Raw genomic sequence first — 18,320 nt, forward strand, 5'->3', positions numbered from 1 at the left:
ATTTACTAAAATTTTACACACCAAAAACAACTTGTGCATTTATATTTGTTTGCTCAGCAATTTCTTCTACAGACAATCCATAAATTGAAGCTAATTTCTCCGCAACTAGCACAACATAAGCGCTTTCATTTCTTTTTCCTCGATATGGTACCGGTGCCAAATAAGGTGAATCTGTTTCCAAAACAATATGTTCTAATGGAATTTGATTAATAAATTGATCTACCTTTCCATTTTTAAAAGTCACAACACCGCCAATTCCAAGTTTAAGATTGTAAGAAATCGCTTTTTTAGCTTGTTCTAAATTTCCTGAAAAACAATGAAAAATCCCAAATAAATCAGCTCCTTTTTCTTTTTCTAATACCTCAAAAACTTCATCAAACGCATCTCGACAATGGATATTAATAGGTAATTTATATTTCTTAGCTAATTGTATTTGTTTTTGAAAAGCTTCTTGTTGAATTTCTAAAGTAGATTTATCCCAATACAGATCAACCCCTACTTCGCCAATTGCTGCAAACTTATGATTTTCTAGTTCACGTTCCACAAAAGCCAATTCAGCCAAATAAGTTTCGGGTTTTACATAACAGGGATGTAACCCCATCATCAAATGAACATTATTTGGATATTGGCTCTTCAATTCGTACATTTTTTTGGTGTACGAAGAATCAATCGAGGGCACAAATAAATTTTGAACACCATTTGCTATAGCACGTTGCATCATTTCGGCTTGATCATTTTCAAATTCTTCGCTATATAAATGTGTGTGTGTATCTGTAAATATCATTTGTTTGTTGTATTTTTATCTTTTAAAATTGAATCATGACCCATTTAGAAACTGTTCTAAAACAAGAAAAATATAAAAAAATTAAATTTAAAATCTCTAACACCAAGCATTTACTTATCAAGGCTTCATTAAATGGCATTGTCGGTGATTTTATTTTAGATACAGGAGCTTCTACAACTTGCATCGATTTTTCTGGAATTGAATATTTCAATATTGTTGCTCAAAATTCTTCCGCAACAGCTTCTGGTGCAGGCGCAATAGGTATGGAAACTCAAGTTTCAAAAAACAATTTAATCAAATTAGGTTCTTGGAAAACAACCGAAATCACTTTAGTTATTTTTGACCTTTCTCATGTAAATACTGCTTTAACTGATTATAAAGCTAAAACCGTTCACGGAATTATTGGAGCAGATATTTTAGAAAAAGGTTTTGCCGTTATTGATTACAAAAATCAACTTCTTTTCTTAAAATGATTTTGTTTATTCCATTCTGTTGCAACCAATTCTAACTCTGCATACCAAGATTGTCCATATTTACGAATCAAGGGTTCTTTCAAAAATTTATAAACAGGAACTTCTAATTCTTTTCCTAAAGTACAAGCGTCATCGCAAATGTGCCATTTGTTATAATTAACAGCCGAAAACGATGAATATTCTTTGATACGAATCGGATAAAGATGACACGAAATTGGTTTTTTCCATTCAACTAATCCTTCATTATAAGCTTGTTCAATTGCACAAAGCGCTGTAGCTCCGTCAAAAATAACATAAGCACACTCCTTACCTTCAATCAAAGTAGTTTCCAAATCACCATCTTCTCCTACCACCCACTTTCCTTGATTTTCAATCGCTTCAATTCCTTCAGGTCGCAAATAAGGTTTTATTTTATCATAGATTTGATCTAAAATAACTGTTTCTTCCTTGTCTAAAGGCGCACCAGCATCTCCATCAATACAACATTGTCCTTTACAAGCCGATAAATTACAGACAAATTCTTTCTCTAAAACATCTTCAGAAACAATTGCTTTCCCTACTTGAAACATATTTTCTAGCTATAAAATTAATTTGCAAAGGTATAAACTTTATAGACGAGTTTAAAATCTGAAACAAGAAATCACAAAATTTATGCGAAAAATTCAGTAGATTTATCTAAAAACAGTAAAATCAAAAACAAATATTAATAACTTTGCACAAAAAAAGCCATGGGAATAGATTTTAAAGAAATTATTACAGCCGGAATGATTCTATTTGCAGTAATTGATATATTAGGTTCTATACCAATTATTGTAGATTTACGTTCTCGAGTTGGACAAATTCAATCCGAAAAAGCTTCGATTGTAGCTGCTGCAATAATGATTTCATTTTTATTTGTTGGAGAAAGCATCTTAAGTTTGATCGGAATTGATGTAAATTCATTTGCCGTTGCAGGTTCTTTTGTGCTTTTCTTTTTGGCTTTAGAAATGATTCTTGGTATTCGCTTATACAAAGACGAAGAAGCAAATACAGCATCTATTGTTCCTTTAGCATTTCCTTTAATTGCCGGAGCAGGAGTTATGACAACAATACTTTCATTAAAAGCTGAATTTAAAACCATAAATATTGTCATTGCTATTATTTTAAATATTATCTTAGTTTATATTGTTTTAAAGTCATCAGGTAAAATTGAAAAAATAATCGGAAGCAATGGTTTAGGGGTTATCCGAAAAGTATTTGGTGTAATCTTATTAGCAATTGCTGTTAAATTATTTGCTTCTAATGTTAAAGGGCTATTTGCCTAATTTATTATTTAGTAATTTCGTATTCGAATTACAACTTTACAATCTTTATATAATGAAATACATTACTTACATTGCTGTAGCAATCATCATCGTTTTAATTGTTATGAATGCAATGAAATTAGATTTCAACAATCTTTTTCAAGGTGATAGCATTATTGCTTTGATTTCTATTGTTGCTTTATTATGTGCCGTTTGCATCTTATTAATTTTCAAGATGTCTAAATCAATCGAAGAAAAATCTAAATAATGACGTACGACGTTTTAATTTTTGGCGGTGGAGTTGCAGGAGTTTCTTGCGCTTTAATTTTAGGTTCTGCACAAAAAAAAGAATTTGTAGCTGACAAAAAAATTGGACTTATTGCACATCAAAAGGGTTCGATGCTACAAGATGCTTTGTTTAACAACGCTTACGGAATTGCACCAGGAACTCTTGGAAGTGAATTACTAGAAACTTCTCTTGAAGATTTAAATAGAACTTACCCACAAATCAATCAAATTTTAAACGAAAAAGTAATTTCAGTAGAAAAGCAAAACCATTTGTTTTTGGTAACCACAAACAAAAATAGTTATCACACTAAAATGATTGTAGTTGCAACAAATTCAAGTAACGCTTTTAATATTGAAGGCTTGATGCAATATGTAATTCCGCATCAGAAATCAATAGCTTCAAAAAACAGAATTCAACTTGCTAACATTGACCATAAAGTTACAGAGCATATTTATGTAGCTGGAACTTTAGCAGGATGGCGCAGTCAATTAAGCATTGCAGCCGGAAGTGGCGCAGCAGTTGCCACTGATATTTTAGTTGAATGGAACAATGGAAATGAAACTCACGCTCACGATAGCATTAAGAAATAATCAAAAAAGAAAGCTTTAACTGCTTTCTTTTTTTTGATTAAATATGTTTTGCAAAATATTTATTGAATATATATTTCGAAATAAAAGCACCTCCAAAAATAGCAGAACAAATAATTAGAACATACAAACCAAAGCTTAGAGGATTTTTGTTTATTAATAAAATAGGCAACATTGCAATTGCATAAGCAGGAGCCATTTTTTGTTTGAATACTGCTAAAAAAAATGAGATTACTACAAAATCAACAAGTAGTAATAGCAATAAATTTGAAATGTATAAAGTTAGAAAACCTCCTATAATTGCAGAACAAACCAACAAAAAGGTTTTAATCAAAATCGGTTTTAATTTGATTTCGGCTAAACTAATCATTTCTAATCCAACTACAATTACTGGTGGAATTGCCAACATAAAGGTGTAATTGTTGTAGTAACAAAACGATAGCCAAATTACAATTATTGAAAAGTACGCAAAGAAAGTTCTGAACGAAATCATTTCATTCGAAATTTTATCTTGTGTTTTGTATTTGATTTGAACAATAATAGATAACAAAAGTGTAAAAACTACCGTTGATATTAAAAAATATACTGAATGACAATTTGTGATAATTGGTAATAAACCAGTTGCAATTGCAGGCGCTAAAACATTTTTACTAAAATAAAAAAGTAAAAAAATAAGTAATAATACAAGCGCTATTTTAAATTCTAGTTTAATCGAAAGTATGTTAATTCCAAATCCTAAAAAAGCTGTTACACTTGGCAGAATGAATAATGCTCTTGGATTAGAAATCCATGAAGATTTTTTATATATAAAACATCCAACGCATAACGCGCCTAATTCGGGTAAAATAATTTCAATATCATGTGTGATAATTGAAAAGGTTCCCATTAATAACAACATGGTGGCTGCTAAGAAATAATCGCGAGAAATGGTAGCGTTTATATTTTTAAAAAACATTTTTCTTTCAAAATTACGCTACTTATCAAGGATAAAAAAAGTATTTATCATTTATTTTAATTCATCTTTATGGAATTAAAACTAATAATTTTTTAAAAAAGAAGACTGAAGAAGCTTCTCGTTTAAACAAATCGCATAATTACCAAAGTTAAAACGCCAATTACAAATCCGTAGAAATATACATTTTTAATTCTTAAATTCAAGTTTATCCATTGATATAAAAAGTAAAATGTGGTAATTAAAGTTATAACAATCATATATAACCAGCTTACTTCATAAATCAAAGTAAAAAGTGATAAACCTGCAATTTGTGGCACTTTAGAAAAACTCCAAAATGCTAGACTAATAAAAATTAAAATAGCTGCTAGTTTGTCTAAAAATGGTAACTTATTAAATGGATTCATTGTTTTTTCTTCAAATAAAAAAAGTCCTCGTTAATAAGGACTTCTTAATTGTTATTGTTCTTTAAAAATTCGTTTATTAAAAATGATTAACAAAGCTACTCCGACAGAAATTGCAGCATCTGCAACGTTAAAAATAGCATTAAAGAAAGTGAAATATTTTCCACCCCAAATCGGCAACCATTCTGGTAAATAACCTTTCCAAATCGGAAAATAAAACATATCTACTACTTCGCCATGAAACCAAGTTCCATAAGGTTGGTCTGAAAATGCTGTTGCTACTTGAGTTTGTGTGCTTTCGCTAAAAATAACTCCATAAAAAACACAATCAATGATGTTTCCTAAAGCTCCGGCTAAAATAAGAGATATTGAGAAAATTAAAATTTTTGAAGCATCCTTTTTAATGGAATCTTTTAACCACCAAAAAATTCCACCAACGGCTAAAATTCTGAATAGTGTTAAAAATAGTTTTCCGTAATTTCCAGGAAGCTCAACGCCCCAAGCCATTCCGTCATTCTCTATAAAGTGAATTCGAAACCATTCGAAAACGGGTACTTCGTAGTCTAATAGAAAATTTGTTTTGATATATATTTTGGATACTTGGTCAATTAAAAGTATTAGTAGTACAAATAGTAAGGATTTTTTTAAAGACATTTTTTTTATTTTGATTGACAAATATAGGCTATTTTATAATGTAAAAAAACGCCCCGAAGAGCGTTTTAGTATTATTTTAAGAAGAAAAATTAACGTTGTTGCATTTTTGCTTCCATACTCATGGTTGCGTGCGGCACCACTTTCAATCGTTCTTTTTCAATCAGTTTACCAGTTACACGACAAACGCCGTACGTTTTATTTTCAATACGAATTAAAGCGTTTTTTAAATCGCGAATAAATTTCTCTTGTCTGATTGCCAATGCAGAATTTGCTTCTTTAGACATGGTTTCACTTCCTTCTTCAAAAGCTTTGAATGTAGGAGATGTATCGTCTGTGCCATTGTTCAAATCGTTCATGTAAGCACTTTTTATCAATTCCAAATCAGCTTGTGCTTTTTCAATTTTCTTTAAAATGATTTGCTTGAAATCAGCTAAATCAGCATCCGAATAACGTATTTGTAAATTTTCTTGTTCCATAACATTTCATATTATTTAGTTATTGAAATTTGGGTCTTAAGCTCATCAAACTCAATTTCCATACCATTTTCTATAACATCAACAAATTGTAAATCATCAGTTAATGTTTCTGATTTAATGTATTCTAAATTCGCTTTGACAGCTTCTTCAATTACAGCTTGTGATAAGATTTTAATTTTCACTTTGTCCGTAACTTCAAATCCCGAATCTTTTCTAATATTTTGAATTCTATTAATTAATTCACGTGCAATTCCTTCTTTTCTTAATTCATCAGAAATTGTTATATCTAAAGCAACTGTAACTCCATTTGCATTAGCAACCAACCAACCAGGAATATCCTGAGAAGAAATTTCAACATCGGTTGTTGTTAAAACTACTTCGTTACCTGAAACTACAATCGAAATTTCTCCATCTTTATCAATTGCATTGATTTGCTCTTGATTTAAATTTTGAATTTCTTTAGCGATGTTCCCCATATCTTTTCCGAAACGTGGACCTAATGCTTTAAAGTTTGGTTTGATTTGTTTTACCAAAACTCCAGAAGCATCATCAAGTAATTCTATTTCCTTAACATTTACCTCAGCCATGATTAAATCTGCAACTGCTTCAATTTCTGCTTTTTGATTTTCGTCTAAAACAGGAATCATAATTTTTTGTAACGGCTGACGTACTTTAATCATTTCTTTCTTACGCAATGATAACACTAAAGATGATACGATTTGCGCTTTCTCCATTTTACTTTCTAACGACTTATTAACAATTTTGTTATTATATTTCGGGAAATCAGCTAAATGTACCGATTCAAAACGGTCTTTGTTTGTTACAGCAGATAAATCTTTGTACAACTTATCCATAAAGAAAGGTGCAATTGGTGCAGATAATTTAGCAACTGTAATTAAACACGTATATAATGTTTGGTAAGCTGCAATTTTATCTTGTGCGTAATCACCTTTCCAGAAACGACGACGACATAAACGTACGTACCAGTTTGACAAGTTTTCTTGTACGAAATCAGAAATCATACGAGCTGCGCGTGTTGGTTCGTAATCTGCATAAGCTTCATCAACATTTTTGATTAACGAGTTTAATTCAGACAAAATCCAACGGTCAATTTCCGGACGTTCATCTAACGGAACCTCAGCTTCGCTGTAAGTAAATCCATCTATGTTTGCATATAACGCAAAGAACGAATATGTATTATATAAAGTTCCGAAGAATTTTCTACGAACTTCTGTAATTCCTTCTAAATCGAATTTTAAGTTATCCCACGGATTTGCGTTTGAAATCATGTACCAACGCGTAGCATCTGGCCCGTGTTCAGCTAAAGTTGTAAACGGGTCAACAGCATTACCTAAACGTTTAGACATTTTTTGTCCGTTTTTATCTAAAACCAATCCATTAGAAACTACGTTTTTATATGCGTTTTTACCAAAAACCAATGTTCCGATTGCATGTAAAGTATAGAACCAACCACGTGTTTGATCTACTCCTTCTGCAATAAAATCTGCTGGGAATGATTTATTCTCATCGATCATTTCTTTGTTTTCGAATGGATAATGCCATTGTGCATAAGGCATCGCACCAGAATCGAACCAAACATCAATTAAATCAGCTTCACGTTTCATCGCTTTTCCAGAAGCAGAAACTAATGTAATGTTATCTACTACATTTTTATGTAAGTCGATTTTATCGTAGTTTGCCTCAGACATATCTCCAACAACAAAACCTTCAAAGGCAGTGCCATTATCAATTCCTGCAGCTTTCGCTTTAGCGATTTCCGCAACTAATTCTTCAACAGAACCAATTAAAATTTCTTCGGTTCCGTCTTCGGTTCTCCAAATTGGTAACGGAATTCCCCAATAACGAGAACGAGATAAATTCCAATCGTTGGCATTTTTTAACCAGTTTCCAAAACGACCTTCTCCTGTTGCTTTTGGTTTCCAGTTGATATCGTTGTTCAATTCGAACATTTGATCTTTAACTTCAGTTACTTTAATAAACCAAGAATCTAACGGATAGTATAAAATTGGTTTATCTGTTCTCCAACAATGTGGGTAACTGTGCACGTATTTTTCAACTTTGAAAGCCTTGTTTTGCTCTTTAAGCATGATTGCAATTTCAACATCAACCGATTTCTCTGGAGCTTCACCTTCATTGTAATATTCATTCTTAACATATTTACCAGCCATATCGCCCATTTGAGCTACAAATCGACCTTGTAAATCAACTAAAGGAACTGCATTTCCGTTTTCGTCTAACACCAACATTGGCGGAACTTCTGGAGTTGCTTCTTTGGCAACCTTAGCATCATCGGCACCAAAAGTTGGCGCTGTATGTACAATTCCAGTTCCATCTTCTGTAGTAACGAAATCACCAGAAATAACGCGGAATGCATTCTCTGGATTTTGATATGGTAATGTGTAAGGTAATAATTGTTCGTAACGAATTCCTACTAAATCAGCACCTTTAAAATCTTTAACAATGAAATAAGGAATTTTCTTATCACCTGAGTTGAAGTTAGCTAATTCAGCTTCATCTTCAACCGCAAAGAATTTACCAGCAAATTGCTTAGCAACTAATGGTTTTCCTAAAATAACCGTAATAGGTTCAAACGTATATTGATTGAATGTTTTAACTAAAACATAATCGATTTTTGGACCAACTGTTAAGGCAGTGTTCGATGGCAACGTCCAAGGTGTAGTTGTCCAAGCTAAAATATCAATAGCTCCGTAACCTTGTAAGAAATCTGGTAACGAACTTTCGATAGTTTTAAACTGAGCTACGATTGTTGTATCGGTAACATCACGGTAAGAACCTGGTTGATTTACTTCGTGTGAAGATAAACCTGTTCCTGCTTTTGGTGAATATGGTTGGATTGTATAACCTTTGTACAACAAATCTTTGTTGTAAATTTGTTTTAACAGCCACCAAACCGTTTCCATGTATTTTGGTTTATAAGTAATATACGGATCTTCCATATCTACCCAATATCCCATTTTCTCAGTTAAATCATTCCACAAATCTGTGTAACGCATAACCGTACGTTTACAAGCTTCGTTATATTCTTCAACCGAAATTTTAGTTCCGATATCTTCTTTGGTAATACCTAATTCTTTTTCGGTACCTAATTCAACAGGTAAACCATGCGTATCCCAACCTGCTTTACGTTTCACTTGGAAACCTTTTTGCGTTTTGTATCGGCAAAAAATATCTTTAATGGCACGCGCCATCACGTGGTGAATTCCAGGTTGACCATTTGCTGAAGGAGGTCCTTCAAAAAACACGTAAGGTTGATTCCCTTCTCTCGACGTTATACTTTTGTCGAAAATAGCTTGATCTTTCCAATATTGTAACATTTCTGATGCGATATTTGGCAAATCAAGTCCTTTATATTCTGTGAATTTAGTGCTCATTTTATATTTTTTGTAATCGATGTCGCGAATTTACGCAATTTCTATGAAACTGATGTATATATTTAGAAATCAACTTACAAAAAAAAGCGACAATCTTCAAAAGATTATCACTTTCTATATCTATAATATCTAAGGTTTATAGTTTGTTCGATTTCAACCAAGGCTTTTTATTCGGGCGTTCCCTTCGGGCGTTCCCTTCGGGCGGGCTTTCCGTTTCAATCTTTTTATGTTGCATGCGCTACGCTTTAGCAACTTAAAAAGGATTTTCACTGCAATCCCTAACACAAATTAAGTCGTAAAGTCAAAAGTCAAAGTCAATGTTTGTTTTAAACTTCTAATCGTTCAAATCTAACTTCTTATTGCTTAAATCTAATTTCTAATCATTCAATTCTAACTTCTTATTGCTCAAATCTAGTTTCTTATTACTAGAATCTAAACTTAAAACTTCCTAAAACATATCGAGGTAACAATCGGTAAGATGTGGTCGAATATCCGACATCTGATGCGTTAAACGTGGTAAATTTTTCGGTATTGAACAAATTATTTGCTTTTAAACCAATGGTGTATTTATCGCCTTTTAATTTATAAGTCGCTTCAAAATCCAAGAAAAAATAATCGCGTTGATTTTTTTCTAAGTTCCCAAAATAATAATGTTCGGTAACCGCCTTAACATCTAAACGTTCGTTAAGTTTATAAAACAAATCTAAGAAACTAAATCCGTTTAAATTGGTGTTTTCAAAACCTGGCGATTGTACTTTACTCTCGGTCCATTCGGTTCCTAAGTAAAAATTAAAAGCCGATTTAAAATTGGTTCGCCAAGCTACATTATAACGTAAAGACTCGTAAATATTTTTACGCAAATCGCTTCCGTTAATGGCATTGAAAGAAACTCCTCTATTAGCATTAAATTTAAGATTTAAATTGCTTTTTAATTTTCGTAAATAAAAATTCGCTTCGGCATTTAAACCATAATTATCACCACCTTTAATAAAAAAACTTTCAGAAAGCGAGCTGTTTTGCTCCAACGAAGTTCGACTGGCTAAAGCATCGTTTTGTTTGGAATAATTGATTCCGACAGAAAAACGAAAGCGATTTAAATAATGACGAATCGAATAATTTAACGAGGCATTCGAATTTTCGAGCTGATTGAATTCGCCCAAACCTTTTGAAAAACTTCTTGATGATTGCAATAAATACGTATCATTTACTTGCTGAATATCTAAGTTCGAAAAATTATACGAATAATATCCAGACAACACATTGGTTGCATTGATATCCCATTTGGCATTTACGTTCGGATTTATAAAAAATACACCTTTTGTTGTTTGTTTATGTAAGGAATTCGAAAACGTATTAAACAACTGATGCACATCTGCGTTGGCCGTTACTTGTGCTTTTTTCCATTTCCAAGTGTAACCGCTTTTTGCATAAAAATCGTGTAATTGAAAATTGATATTTGTTTGAAAATCGTTAGGTTGAACAAAATCTGCATCGGAAGTAAACAATTTAAATTGCGTACTCAAATCTTGATTTGAAAATTCGTAACCTACTCTGACTTCAATTAAATCATCTTTTTTCTGTTTGAATTTCAAGTCGGTTTCAATTCCGCCATAGGTTTTATTATTCTGAATATCGTTACGAACCGATTGCACATCATACGGAAACAAATCGCCCATTAAATAATCGTTGATGTTATAAAACTGTGGAATTTTATTCGTTAAAAAACGCGCTTTGACTAAAGCTGCATTTTTGTCTTTCCACTTGGTAGTAAACGTAGCTTTGGCATCAAAAAAGGTGTTTTTAGTTTCTAAACGTTCTAAGGTTGAAACACCATTAAAGGTTAAATCGTTTTTATTGTTTGCATTTCCGAAACTGAATAACGAACCGATTTGCAGCATTTTGGTTTTAGAAATATCGTACGTTAAAAAAGCGTTTAAATATCCTTTTTGAAGTTTACTTTTAAATTTTTCTGCTTCGATATTCTCAAAACTGGTTTCACCTACTTGTGTAAAACTTGCCGAATTACGAAAAGCATCCAACTCATCGTAACCTAAAAATCCGCCTAACTTTAATTTCATTTTAGGATTGATTGGAAAGATGGTATTTAACGAAATCATTTCGGCATTATTAAAACGTGTACGATGGTCTTTTAACATCGTTCCGCCACCCGAAAGATACATTTGTTGGTGGTTTTGCTGTCCGTATCCAATACTCATCATATCGGACGAATTGTAAAACATATCGTCTATATTTCCAACATTGTCGTAACCAATATTGTTTAAACCAAAGGTAAAAAAGTTTTTCTGTTTTTTACCAAAGTTCATTAAGTTGCCCGAAACTTGATAACGGTTTTCGGTTACTATGCCGTAACCCAAACTCAAATCGCCAAACCAAATGCTTTTATATTCGTCTTGAACGGTAAGATTAAGTGCAACAGCATCTGAATTTTCAACGCCTTTTAATAATTTGTTGTTGGAATAATGACGTAAAACTTCCACCTTATCTAAAGGTTTCGATGGCATGTTTTTGGTTAAAATGGAATAGCCGCGATTGAAAAAATCATCGCCATCGACCATGACTTTTTCAATTTCTCTATCTTCAAATTTTATTTTACCATCTTTTTCTACAGTGATTCCCGGAATGTTTTTAAGTAAATCTTCAACCACTACTTCTCTTCCGGTACTAAAAGCTTTGGCATCGTAAACTAAGGTGTCGCCACGTAGTTTTATGGGATTATCAATCTCGATAACCAAATCTTCTAACATTTCTGTAGATTCTTCGAGCACAAAGTTTTTTGTTACTTTTTTGTCTTTAGCTTTTATGGTAATTTGAGCCGTTTGTTTCACATAACCTAAGGCATTTACCTCAACAACGAAAGTACCCAAATCATTTACAGCAATAGAAAATTCGCCGTTTGGTTTGGTGAAACCAAAATACAAAATTTTGTCTTCGGTGTTTTTTACAATCACCGATACGTTTGGCAAAACTTCATTTGTCATAGAAGAAACCGTTCCTTTAAACTCGGTTTGTGCGAGTAAAGGAACGGTTGTTAACAAGGTTAAAATTATAAATATTATTCTTCCCATTCGTATTTGGGTTCTAATGCATTTCTGTAACCAACTACTTTAGTTCGATTCTCATAATTTCTACTGGAATCGTTTATCACATCGGAACTTGCATCCATAAATTTTATTAAATCTTGTAATTTCATTTTTTTGTAGTTTGGTAAGTTATCATCTATTATCAAATTACCTGATTTAATCTCCTCTAAAAGATAGCTAACTTTTTTATCAACAGTTGATGCTTCAAAAATTAAACCTGGAGCTCCAAAAAGTTTCCACGGGCCAAATGGAATTGGATATTTTGTTGAAAACCAAATTTCCCATTGTAATCCACGAAAAATTCCAATTGCTTTTTGACATTTAACATTATTGATGGTTTTAAATTCATTTTCTAAATTCCAGTCTATCACTGTTAAATTTTCTTCTGAAATAAAATTTCCAAAATATGGATCTTGGACTGTTTCGAAGAGTTTGTTAGTTGCTAAATTTTGAACTAAAAATTTATCTTCATATTTATGTTCTGCTTTAATTACAAAGTTGCTTATGTCAGTTAATAATCTTTCATCTTCTATAATATCAGGAATTACAAATTCTTTCTCCTTACCTAAAAAAATAGTAGAATTTGATTTTTCAATGTATAGTGCTTTCATGTCACTTATCGTCATAAATACATCACGTGACAAAGGTTTTTGATAATCATAATAGACTTTATAGCTCAATAAAACAACTTCATTTTGCGACAAACAATCGAAAAAAGAGAAACTGAAAATTGCAATTAGAAAAAATCTCAAAATATAAAATTTAATATTTAAAACTATCTAGGAGAAATAACTTTTGGTTGTGGACCACTTACATTGTGTTTTTTAGCCATTTCTCCAGCAAACGCATCACATTTTAGATTACCTTCTATTTCACTTACAAACCAAAACGTTTTAGATTCAATAATTGTATAATCATTACCAAACCAATCAGTCAAATGTACATGAACGGTACAAACCACTTTGTAAACAGGGTCAATTTCATCATCATGTTCAATAGATTGAAATTTATCAATTTCTAAATGATTAACATCTTGCACTTCATTCGAAGCGAAACCGCTAAAAGCAAAAGCTACGCAAGCTAATGCACTAAACATCATTTTTTTCATAATATTATAAGTAATTAGTTAAAATGTTTTAGAACTTTTCTAAAACTTATAATACAATAATAATAATACAAAACAAGTGTTTTTGTAAATAATTTAACCTAAATTAACTTAAAAAAAATAAATATAATGTATTTTCTTAATACTTTTAGGTAATTTTTCTAAAACAAAATAAATTTCAGAAAAAAAGTGGTTTATTTTGGGTTTTGAGGTTAAAAAAATTATTCTTCCCATTCAAACTCTATTTCGATACCTTTTCTTGGCATTTTTTGACGTATCATAATAGTTCCTCTGTCTTTATTTGCAGTATTAAAACCATTTTCTAAAATTTGCTCTCTTTTTAACATAAAATCTTTTAAAGTTTGCTGTTGATTGAATGGAATACTTTCTACTTCAGCTATTTTTTTGGTAAAAATTTCTTCTTTTAAAAATTCAATTTTCTCGACAACATAATTATACTTATTTGATTCATCATATAATTTTATTATTAAACCTGGTAAACCATGAAATTTATAAGGTCCTGAAGAATACGGAATAGATGGTGCATACCAAGCAATCCATTTTCGACCTCTAAAATTAACAATTGCTTTATAGCATTCAATTTTATCTATGATTTGTTTTTCATTTATTAACTCCCAATTTAAATTTAATGTATCTACAATTTTTGATTTATTTTCGAAATACAAATAATCAAAGGTTTCTATCTTTTTATTATTTAAATTTGTTGTTACAATATTATTCTCAATAACCAATGGCTCTGATTTAACATTATCTTCATTTGGAATTATAACAAGCTTTTGTTCTGCTCTTATTGTTGATTTATAGTCTTCTTCAAATACAGAAAAATTAGGAGTTGTATGTAAATAGGCTAAACGTTGAATTGGTCTATCTGTATCAAAAACTTCTTTGTAAGTTACAAAAAGGCCTTGAAATTGAGCAAATGATATAAAACTACTGAAAATACAAAAAATTAACAAATAAAAACTCTTATTCATATCATTATGGTTTTAAGGAAAAATATAATAATTTATTATTGCGTTTGTACTACACCGATTATTTTCACTAACATTTCTTTTAAAAACACACAAATCACTAAAAAACAAATTTGCATAACAAATCATTCTTAGTGATTTGGTTTTCAATATAATAGATAATTTGATTTTAAATTAAAACGAAGTAATTCCTCCTTCAACAATCATCGTTGGATAAAGTCTCTTTATATGTTCAAATTCGGTTTTAAAACTTTCACTACAAGGTCCAGGTTTTAAATCACTAAAATACATTTTAAAATCAATAATTACACCTTCTGGACTCGTTATTGAAATATAATACTCACAAGGTTTAGTTCCTTCGATATTAAAATCACTTTCGTTTATTTCAGTTTCTAAATTAAAATCAGAAACAGATTCGTTTCCTTCAACAACTTCATTCGAAGCGAAACCGCTAAAAGCAAAAGCTACGCAAGCTAATGCGCTAAACATAATTTTTTTCATAATATTATAAGTAATTAGTTAAAAACGTTTTAGAACTTTTCTAAAACTTATAACACAATAATAATAATAATAATAATAATAATAATAACACAAAACAAGTATTTTTGTTGTTATTTTAAAATAAATTAACTTAAAAAATGAATATAATGTATTTTTTAATGCTTTTAGGTAATTTTTCTAAAACAAAATAAATTTCAGAAAAAAGGTGGTTAGTTTTAGGTTTTTTGGTTAAAAACAAAAAGAACCACCTTTTGGTAGTTCTTAAAATTTTCTAACTAAAAACCTCAATCAACACATTTAAGGCGTTTGGTTCTTTAAAGTTTACAATGTGTTTTTGATAATAAGTAACTAATAAACGTAGTAAATTTCGTCTTTCGTTTCCGCTAAAATATTTTTCGTTATCGGTTAAATTAAATTGCATTAATTTGCGCCACAAAATAGTTTCTTCTTCGTTAAAACAATCCGGGTTAAATTGGTTTACAAAAATACCTTCACGCGCATTGAAATAAAAGGACGTTTCATCTGAGTCATCGAAATAAAAACCTAAATATTTGGTTAATTCTAATATAAAATACAAATGAAAATTGGCGGTTCCTTCATGATTGTCAAACCATAAAAATGCTGTTTCGATGAATGTATATAATGGCTTATTGGGTTCTTCTTCTTTAACAGCATTCGAAAGAAATTCGGCCAAGAAAATCGCGATGACATTTTTTACATAATCAATATTTAACGAATGATACGGTTGTGCTAAACTTACCGATTTAATGTATTCTAAACTCGATTTGTTTTTATGATCTGCTTCGATTTCTAATAAAGTTAACGGCTGAAAATACACACGATTCTGAGCGTTTTTAGCTTTCGAAAATGCATTCCGAATAAAGTAAGTTTTAAGCCCAGCTTCTTCTGTCAAACATTTTACAATTAAGCTTTTTTCTTGATACCGAATAGCACTAAAAACAACCGCTTTTGTTTTAACAAGCATTATCTTACAATCATTACCTTTTTAACGATGGTATCTCCACCATCTGGAGCAGCGATAAAAATCATATAAACACCTGAAACTACTTTATTTCCAGCAAAATTATACGTATCCCAAAGTACAGTTCCACCTTCAGATTTTTTTTCGAAAACCAAATTTCCTGCCACATCCGTTATCTTAACATTTGATTCGTCCACCAAACCAGCAATTTTTACCTCTCCGGTGTATTCAGGACGAACTGGATTTGGAAACACTTTAACGTTATCAAGTTTTTCACTCGCTTCAGTAGCAAAATTTAAAAACGAAACAATTCCTTTTGAAGTCACAAAGAAAACTTCACCCGTTTTACCATTAATTGTAATATCAATAACGTCATTACTTGGTAAAGGTGAATTTTGCATATCAAATTTATAAAGTGTTTCTTGACCGTTTGGAGAAACCAAGAAAACACCTCCACCTGAAACCGAAACCCATTTGTTATTCGCTCCATCAACAGTAATTTTCAAGACTTGCTGCTGATAAAACAATTCCTCAGCAACTCCTTCTTGAAGAATTATAATGGAATTGGTTCGTAATTCATTAGAGTTTATAAATTGATCAATCGAAGAAAGTACGCGTAAACCGTATAAAGTACCAATCCATAATTGATTGTTATTATCAATAGCTATAGTATTAACATGTCTTGATGGTAAATTTCCAGTTCCTAAAGTTAGCTGTAAACTTTTGTTGTTTCGAGTTTCGTTAAATGCAATAATTCCATTGTTGTTAGTTGCTAACCATTTTGTGTTATTTTTATCAATTACAGGAACACCAAATTTTTCTTTTTCCTGTCCATTGTTTCCAGAATCATTGAAATGTTGCGAGAAAGAATATGACCTCCAATTTCCATCTAAGTCAAACGATTTCAACGGAGCATTTGACCAACTATTTGTAATCCAACCTGTTCCATTTCTGTCAAAAGTAGGCCCACTTACACGAGTTGTATTTAAACTACCATCAGGAACCGAACTCAAAGGTGAGTTTGTATAATCATATAAAACAGAAGTACTTTGAGAGAAATTTTCAGAATTCACAGTTATATCAACCATGCCCTCTAAAAATGAACTTAAAAACATATGTCCTTTTTTTCTAGGATTTAAAGAAAGGTTATTTGTTGCACGTACATTATTTAAATTTGACGGCTTCAAATAATTCCAACCTGATCTTGTGTTGTATTTACTTATTCCTAAGGTTGTATAGACAGGCACATAATCAGAAGTCATTCCACCGAAAATAACATAGAAATCATTGTTATCAAAAAACAATTTATAAGTTCTGTTTGAATGAGGTCCAGATGGAGAAATATTTCTTTCTGAATTAGATGATCGGTCAATAACCATGGCGCCATCTTGCTTTGTTCCCAAATAGAACGTCCCATTTTTAACTAAAGCGCAATTAAATCTTCCTGTATTATTATTGAAAAGATATTCAAATTGAAATGATAAGTTTTGATTATATAATCTAACCGATTCGTGCGTAACAACAGTTAACTCTTTATTGAAAGCTGTAATTTTATAAAATCCGCCGTACACCGTTCCGACAGCAATTGGTAAATCGTTTTCAAAACGATTCAGAGTTAAATCATCTTTTACTCCAACCAATGAACCATCTAAATTTGCAATACTCAACCATTTTGAAACATCGTAAACTTGCCATTGCATGAAATCAATCATATTTGGGTTAGAAAGCGAAATGCGCTTCAAACCAAAATCTGAAGTAATTGCATAAAGAAAATTATTAACACTTGTTATTTGTAAAACTTGAGTATATTCTCCTGCATCTCCAATATAATAAGAGTCTCCAAAATTATTATCATTCAAGCGAATAGCACTTATTCCGTAATCTGTAGCTACATATGCAAAATTTTCATGAATATAGATGTCGTTAATTCTCTTTAAGTTATCAGCGATTGAATTTTTGTTTACAATGTCATTTAAATACAAAACATTCCCAGAAACTTCATCGATAATCGCAATTTGTCCGTTGGTATTTCCAATTAAAATTTTATTAAAATTAGGGCTATAAGCAATTGCAGAAATATCAAAAGCTTTAAATCCATTAATTGAATTATAAATTTCAGATGTTTCTTCTTGATCGTCCCAAACAAAAACTGCATTGTCTGTTGCAAAATAAGTTTTTGAAGGTGAATGTGTAATTGCACGAATTTCGTTATAAGAAAAATATCCTTTCCAAATTTGATTTTGCGCAAAAGCACTTACTGATAAAAACAGAAATAATATGTTGTATAAAAATTTCATATTCACGATTTAATACTTACAAATATA

The 18,320-nt window shown here is 31.0% G+C and carries 18 protein-coding genes; 4 read left to right on the forward strand and 14 right to left on the reverse strand.

Annotated features, from left to right (window positions below; translation table 11 throughout):
• Positions 1-13: 13 nt before the first annotated feature.
• The gene (locus tag HW119_RS04395) at positions 14-784 is read right to left on the reverse strand and encodes a TatD family hydrolase (protein WP_177761527.1); all 771 of its coding nucleotides are present in this window, start codon (positions 782-784) and stop codon (positions 14-16) included.
• Between the two features lie 35 nt (positions 785-819).
• Between HW119_RS04395 and HW119_RS04400 the strand changes: the two genes are divergently transcribed.
• Entirely contained in the window at positions 820-1,257 is a 438-nt protein-coding gene (locus HW119_RS04400) for a retropepsin-like aspartic protease (RefSeq protein WP_177761529.1), read from the forward strand.
• On the opposite strand, the gene HW119_RS04405 is transcribed toward HW119_RS04400, so the two are convergent.
• Positions 1,236-1,826: a DUF3109 family protein gene (locus tag HW119_RS04405; RefSeq protein WP_177761531.1), complete on the reverse strand. Its 591-nt coding sequence runs from the start codon at positions 1,824-1,826 to the stop codon at positions 1,236-1,238. The two genes, HW119_RS04400 and HW119_RS04405, sit on opposite strands and share 22 nt — an antisense overlap.
• Positions 1,827-1,985: 159 nt before the next feature.
• Here HW119_RS04405 and HW119_RS04410 point away from each other — a divergent pair, with 159 nt between their 5' ends.
• The 3 genes from HW119_RS04410 to HW119_RS04420 are packed head-to-tail and all read left to right on the forward strand — an operon-like array spanning position 1,986 to position 3,419.
• Positions 1,986-2,561, forward strand: a complete 576-nt coding sequence (locus tag HW119_RS04410) for a MarC family protein (protein WP_177761533.1) — start codon at positions 1,986-1,988, stop codon at positions 2,559-2,561.
• Between the two features lie 52 nt (positions 2,562-2,613).
• Entirely contained in the window at positions 2,614-2,808 is a 195-nt protein-coding gene (locus tag HW119_RS04415) for a hypothetical protein (RefSeq protein ID WP_177761535.1), read from the forward strand.
• Positions 2,805-3,419, forward strand: coding sequence for an FAD-dependent oxidoreductase (locus tag HW119_RS04420; RefSeq protein ID WP_177766535.1), 615 nt, complete (start codon positions 2,805-2,807; stop codon positions 3,417-3,419). Before HW119_RS04415 ends, HW119_RS04420 begins: the two co-directional genes overlap by 4 nt.
• A gap of 37 nt (positions 3,420-3,456) precedes the next feature.
• Here HW119_RS04420 and HW119_RS04425 read toward each other — a convergent pair whose 3' ends face one another.
• From HW119_RS04425 to HW119_RS04480, 12 genes are all read right to left on the reverse strand, one after another.
• Positions 3,457-4,371, reverse strand: a complete 915-nt coding sequence (locus HW119_RS04425; protein ID WP_177761537.1) for a hypothetical protein — start codon at positions 4,369-4,371, stop codon at positions 3,457-3,459.
• A 122-nt stretch (positions 4,372-4,493) separates the two neighbouring features.
• Complete coding sequence (locus tag HW119_RS04430; protein WP_177761539.1) at positions 4,494-4,775, reverse strand: hypothetical protein; 282 nt, start codon at positions 4,773-4,775, stop codon at positions 4,494-4,496.
• Positions 4,776-4,826: 51 nt separating this feature from the next.
• On the reverse strand, positions 4,827-5,426 hold the full coding sequence (locus HW119_RS04435; RefSeq protein WP_177761541.1) for a lipoprotein signal peptidase: 600 nt from the start codon (positions 5,424-5,426) through the stop codon (positions 4,827-4,829).
• A gap of 89 nt (positions 5,427-5,515) precedes the next feature.
• Positions 5,516-5,902 carry a TraR/DksA family transcriptional regulator gene (locus HW119_RS04440; RefSeq protein WP_177761543.1) on the reverse strand — a complete coding sequence of 129 codons (387 nt, stop codon included), beginning with the start codon at positions 5,900-5,902 and terminating at the stop codon, positions 5,516-5,518.
• An 11-nt stretch (positions 5,903-5,913) separates the two neighbouring features.
• A complete protein-coding gene (ileS, locus tag HW119_RS04445; protein ID WP_177761545.1) occupies positions 5,914-9,315 on the reverse strand; it encodes an isoleucine--tRNA ligase in 3,402 nt (1,133 codons plus the stop codon).
• Positions 9,316-9,740: 425 nt separating this feature from the next.
• Entirely contained in the window at positions 9,741-12,401 is a 2,661-nt protein-coding gene (locus tag HW119_RS04450; RefSeq protein ID WP_177761547.1) for a carboxypeptidase regulatory-like domain-containing protein, read from the reverse strand.
• A complete protein-coding gene (locus HW119_RS04455) occupies positions 12,389-13,168 on the reverse strand; it encodes a GLPGLI family protein (RefSeq protein ID WP_177761549.1) in 780 nt (259 codons plus the stop codon). Before HW119_RS04455 ends, HW119_RS04450 begins: the two co-directional genes overlap by 13 nt.
• Positions 13,169-13,191: 23 nt before the next feature.
• Positions 13,192-13,515, reverse strand: coding sequence for a hypothetical protein (locus HW119_RS04460; protein WP_177761552.1), 324 nt, complete (start codon positions 13,513-13,515; stop codon positions 13,192-13,194).
• Between the two features lie 227 nt (positions 13,516-13,742).
• Positions 13,743-14,516 (reverse strand): GLPGLI family protein, encoded by a 774-nt coding sequence (locus HW119_RS04465; protein WP_177761554.1) that lies wholly within the window; start codon positions 14,514-14,516, stop codon positions 13,743-13,745.
• Between the two features lie 171 nt (positions 14,517-14,687).
• A complete protein-coding gene (locus tag HW119_RS04470) occupies positions 14,688-15,014 on the reverse strand; it encodes a hypothetical protein (protein ID WP_177761556.1) in 327 nt (108 codons plus the stop codon).
• 271 nt (positions 15,015-15,285) lie between these two features.
• Entirely contained in the window at positions 15,286-15,999 is a 714-nt protein-coding gene (gene recO / locus HW119_RS04475) for a DNA repair protein RecO (protein ID WP_177761558.1), read from the reverse strand.
• Positions 15,999-18,293, reverse strand: coding sequence for a T9SS type A sorting domain-containing protein (locus HW119_RS04480; RefSeq protein WP_177761560.1), 2,295 nt, complete (start codon positions 18,291-18,293; stop codon positions 15,999-16,001). The genes recO and HW119_RS04480 overlap by 1 nt, the downstream gene beginning before the upstream one ends.
• Positions 18,294-18,320 lie beyond the last annotated feature (27 nt).

The sequence above is a fragment of the Flavobacterium sp. I3-2 genome, from assembly GCF_013389595.1.
Classification (GTDB): Bacteria; Bacteroidota; Bacteroidia; order Flavobacteriales; family Flavobacteriaceae; genus Flavobacterium.